Genomic DNA, 4,707 nt, shown 5'->3' on the forward strand with positions numbered 1-4,707 from the left:
CATAGAATAGGAAACTACTCACTACATCATTTAGCAAAGGATATTCTTCTTTATACCCTCTTTTATTCCTTAATATCCTTAGCAAACGGTTTCCCTCTGATAGTGGAAGGCATTTTCTTCTCTCTGTGATATGTTCTTCTTCAGGGGCTTCAGGCTACGAAGTCTCTCGTGTCCAGCCCGTACGATGTACAACTGCGACACTGTCTATTTTACCCTGATAGAGTTTGCTAAAATCCATCGCTTTAGGATATTGCGCCAGTGCAAGACAAGGGAGAAGGAGGAAGAATAAACGGAACATGTGCTATATGGTGATTAAAGTTTGTACCCAATTATTAAATCGTGGACATTTTGACCTTATTCGTTCTATTCCAATAGCTTCAGCAAGATAATGACCATAAAGAGGCTTGTTATAGCCTGCTATAATTCTCTTTAACCGATGACTGGGCGAGGTTTCTTTTCTACTATTAATCATCTCTGGATTCGGATATTCCAAAAAAGTCTTTTCTAATTCCTCAATACCTACCAAATCTTGTGAAGGTACTTGCTGATAAAATAGCTGTAAATCATTAAAGAGTAGTGCCTCAAACTCATGAAGTTGTAAGTAAGGAATAAACCTACTATTGAGAGATGTTGCAATTTCCTCTCTCATGGCTTCTTCTAGGAAAGAAATCCTATCATTCACCTCACTAATTTGTGTTCCTTCTTTCCATTTAGGAAAATGGTACTTTTCATAAAGCCCATAATAGTCTATAAAAGTAGAGACAAAAACAGCTGCCGATTGTTTCAGATAGTTTTCTATTTCCTTTTTCAAGTCTGACCATTTGACAATACCTCCCCCTGACACCTTGATTCGAGGAGCTTGCAAGTCTATTTCATATTGCCAAAGATAAGGAGCCAACACTTCTTTGCAGAAATCTCTTTCTGTTTGTCCTTCACAGATGATAATGATACGCTTCATTCTACAAATAATTAGGTTGTCCTGTCTCTATAATACTTCTTTTCCACAAATCGTCAAGGGTATAATCCTCCAACCATTGTTGTAACGCCTCTTTTGAAAGCCTTTTAAAAACTGTCTCCCCCTTCACTCTATCCACTGTTACAATATCATCTGGCTCAAAATAACTAATCAAGTCTGTAGATTGCGTGGCAGCAATTACTTGGCACCCCTTTGCTGCAGCCGATTGTATCATAGCTGATAATTTAGCAATAGCAGCAGGGTGTAAGCCCAATTCAGGTTCATCAATTACAATGGTGTCGGGCAAGTTAGGTTGTAAAAACAAAGTAGTAAGTGCTATAAATCGCAAAGTTCCGTCCGACAAATCTGTAGCCCCAAAAACCATATCACTATACTTATCTCTCCATTGTAGCCTTACCTCTTCATTGGCATTAGGTACTAAATAGAAATCAGAAAAATAGGGGGCTATGCTCTGTATTGTCTTTACAATTCTATGATAGGTAATTTTATCCTTTTGGTTGATATGATATAAAAAAGCAGCCAAATTAGCCCCATCTTTATAGAGGTAGTATATATCATTTTGTACATTACTCTGCTTGGTAAAGGGCGAGAGGCTTCCTGTATCATGAAAATGATACTTACGAAAGCCCTCCAATTGCTTGAGGATATAGGTAACCTCGGGAGTATCACTTAGCTTAAGCTGAGATTCTGTATAAAAGTTATCAATAGACAGCTCTTGCCCCTCAGAGGTAAGCACTTCCCTATTAAAGATAAAGCCATGCTCCCCCATTTTAAGCACCACCTCATAGGTATTACCTCCCTCAAAAGTCAATTGGAAACCTATCTTATTCGTAACTTTCTTTCCTTGAAAAAGCATCTTATCCTCTCCCCCTTTCAGCGCAATATATTCCCTTAGGCTACGGTTGTACAGCCTATTAAGCAACTCAAAAAACGATATAAAATTACTCTTCCCACTCCCATTAGCTCCAATAAGGATATTAATAGGAGAAAGGTCTAAATGTATGTCTTTAAAGGTTTTATAACCTGTTAGGTGAAGGTGGTTCATAGTGGGTAATTGTTTTTTCTTAAAAACTATTTTCTCTGCCATTTTTTCAATTCTTCTTTAGTAAGAATATTTCTTAATGCTATATTCTGTTCCCAATTAGTTTTATAGTCACAGTAATTATAATCATTGACAATGGACTTACTATCTTTCAAATCAAGTTCTATTTCTATATCATCTAAAAGGGTATTAGATTTTATTTTTGTTCTTAGGATAGTACCATTATGTCTCCTTATGATACGATGATAAGCTCTTTTACCTATCCCTTTATCTTTAAAAATAGCTTTCCTATAACTACGAGACATAAAATTATATTTTTCATCTCGCAAATATACAAAAAATACTTTGCCAAAATCAAGATTTTGACAAAGTATTTTTATCAATCAGTAAGTCTTGCGACTACTTACTCAAGTACATCTTCCTCCTTGTATAAATATCATAGAAAGCATCATCCTTGAGGCTATCTATAAACAAAATGCTTTCGCCGGTAGATTTCATTTCAGGGCCGAGCTTCTTATCTACGTTCGGGAATTTGTTGAACGAGAACACAGGTTGCTTGATGGCAAAGCCCTCTAAGTGCGGATGAAAATGGAAGTCTGTTAGTTTCTTTTCACCAAGCATGATCTTAGTAGCATAATTTACATACGGCTCCTTATAAGCCTTGGAGATAAAGGGTACTGTACGCGAAGCACGTGGGTTCGCCTCGATGATATACACTACATCATCTTTCACGGCAAACTGTACATTGATAAGCCCCACGGTGTTGAGTGCCAAGGCTATCTTCTGGGTATGGTCTTTGATCTGTTGGATCACGAACTCACCCAAGTTGAACGGTGGTAAGGTCGCGTTACTATCGCCTGAGTGGATACCACAAGGCTCTATATGCTCCATAATACCAATGATATACACATTCTCGCCATCACATATCGCATCGGCTTCGGCTTCTATGGCGCCATCCAAATAGTGGTCAAGCAGGAGCTTGTTATTAGGTATCTTGCGCAAGAGGTCTACCACATGGGCTTCCAGCTCTTCCTTGTTGATAACAATCTTCATACCCTGTCCGCCCAATACGTAGGAAGGACGCACCAGTAAAGGGAAGTCTAATTCGTCAGAGAGTTTCAGTGCCTCATCAGCCGTTTCAGCCACACCAAAGCGTGGGTAAGGAATGTTGTTCTCTTTCAGTAAGGTAGAGAAACTTCCTCTGTCTTCTGCCAAGTCGAGCGACTGGAAGCTGGTACCTATGATCTTGATACCATATTTGTCCAATTTCTCGGCCAACTTCAAGGCTGTTTGTCCGCCGAGTTGTACGATCACTCCTTCAGGTTTTTCATGTTGGATAATATCATAGATATACTCCCAGAACACAGGCTCAAAATAGAGCTTGTCAGCGGTATCAAAGTCTGTAGAGACGGTCTCTGGGTTACAGTTGATCATAATAGTCTCATAACCGCACTCTTCGGCAGCCAATACCCCATGTACGCAGCAGTAGTCGAACTCAATCCCCTGCCCTATACGGTTAGGTCCTGAACCGAGTACCACTACTTTCTTGCGGTCAGTAACCACACTGTCGTTGGCTACATATTCCTTGCCATCGGCGGTACGGATCGGAGCCTCGAAGGTAGAATAATAGTAAGGAGTCTGCGCCTTGAACTCAGCAGCACAGGTATCCACCAATTTGAACACACGACGTATATTCAGCTCCTCACGCTTCTTATGTACCTCACTCTCCCAGCAACCAAGCATATAGGCAATTTGTCGGTCGGCAAAGCCTTTTTGCTTGGCTTCAAAAAGGAGCTGCTTAGGTAGCGTATCTATCTTATAGTTGGATATTTCTTTCTCAAGGGCACAAAGTTCTTCGTATTGTTTGAGGAACCACATGTCTATTTTGGTGATTTCATGAATACGGCTTAGCGGAATGCCCATCTGTACGGCATCATATATCACAAATACCCTATCCCAGCTAGGGTAAGTAAGTTTTTCAATGATTTGTTCGTAGTTCTTCTCACCCTTACCATCGGCTCCCAAACCATTGCGCTTGATTTCGAGCGATTGGGTAGCTTTCTGTAAGGCTTCTTGGAAAGAACGACCAATACCCATGACCTCCCCTACTGATTTCATTTGCAAGCCAATAGTACGGTCTGAGCCTTCAAACTTATCAAAGTTCCAACGTGGTATCTTCACAATCACATAATCCAAGGTAGGCTCAAAGAAGGCGGAAGTGGATTTGGTGATTTGGTTTTGCAATTCGTCCAAATGATAGCCAATAGCCAATTTGGTCGCTATCTTAGCTATAGGATAACCTGTAGCCTTAGATGCCAAGGCGGACGAACGCGATACACGTGGATTGATTTCAATAGCGATGATATCTTCCTTCTCATCGGGAGATACAGCAAATTGTACATTGCAACCGCCTGCGAAATCACCTATGCTGCGCATCATCTTGATCGCCATATCACGCATACGCTGGAAAGTGCGATCGGAAAGGGTCATCGCAGGAGCTACCGTGATAGAGTCACCCGTATGAATACCCATCGGATCCATGTTTTCTATGGTACAGATAATCGCTACATTGTCATTCTTATCGCGCAAGAGTTCCAGTTCGTATTCTTTCCAACCCAAAAGTGCCTTATCAATAAGCACCTCGTGGATAGGAGACGCTTCCAAACCGCGATTGAGGAGCATATCAAAA

Annotated in this window: 5 protein-coding genes; all 5 read right to left on the reverse strand. The window is 40.6% G+C overall.

Annotated features, from left to right (window positions below; genetic code table 11):
• Positions 1 to 154: 154 nt before the first annotated feature.
• On the reverse strand, positions 155 to 298 hold the full coding sequence (locus Q0625_RS04025) for a hypothetical protein (protein ID WP_298823658.1): 144 nt from the start codon (positions 296 to 298) through the stop codon (positions 155 to 157).
• Between the two features lie 3 nt (positions 299 to 301).
• Entirely contained in the window at positions 302 to 958 is a 657-nt protein-coding gene (locus tag Q0625_RS04030; protein ID WP_298823660.1) for a DUF4276 family protein, read from the reverse strand.
• A 1-nt stretch (position 959) separates the two neighbouring features.
• The gene (locus Q0625_RS04035; protein WP_298823662.1) at positions 960 to 2,063 is read right to left on the reverse strand and encodes an AAA family ATPase; all 1,104 of its coding nucleotides are present in this window, start codon (positions 2,061 to 2,063) and stop codon (positions 960 to 962) included.
• Positions 2,048 to 2,323, reverse strand: coding sequence for a hypothetical protein (locus Q0625_RS04040; RefSeq protein WP_298823664.1), 276 nt, complete (start codon positions 2,321 to 2,323; stop codon positions 2,048 to 2,050). Before Q0625_RS04040 ends, Q0625_RS04035 begins: the two co-directional genes overlap by 16 nt.
• A gap of 94 nt (positions 2,324 to 2,417) precedes the next feature.
• Positions 2,418 to 4,707: carbamoyl-phosphate synthase large subunit (gene carB / locus Q0625_RS04045; protein ID WP_298823666.1), on the reverse strand; the 2,290-nt coding region annotated here is incomplete at its 5' end.

It is taken from the genome of uncultured Capnocytophaga sp. (assembly GCF_938029845.1).
In the GTDB taxonomy this organism is placed as follows: domain Bacteria; phylum Bacteroidota; class Bacteroidia; order Flavobacteriales; family Flavobacteriaceae; genus Capnocytophaga.

Bases quoted from the DNA above. Each gene is read 5' to 3' on its own strand.
- Q0625_RS04025 (WP_298823658.1), bottom strand. From the start codon at position 298: ATGTTCCGTTTATTCTTCCTCCTTCTCCCTTGTCTTGCACTGGCGCAA.
- Q0625_RS04030 (WP_298823660.1), bottom strand. From the start codon at position 958: ATGAAGCGTATCATTATCATCTGTGAAGGACAAACAGAAAGAGATTTC.
- Q0625_RS04035 (WP_298823662.1), bottom strand. From the start codon at position 2,063: ATGGCAGAGAAAATAGTTTTTAAGAAAAAACAATTACCCACTATGAAC.
- Q0625_RS04040 (WP_298823664.1), bottom strand. From the start codon at position 2,323: ATGTCTCGTAGTTATAGGAAAGCTATTTTTAAAGATAAAGGGATAGGT.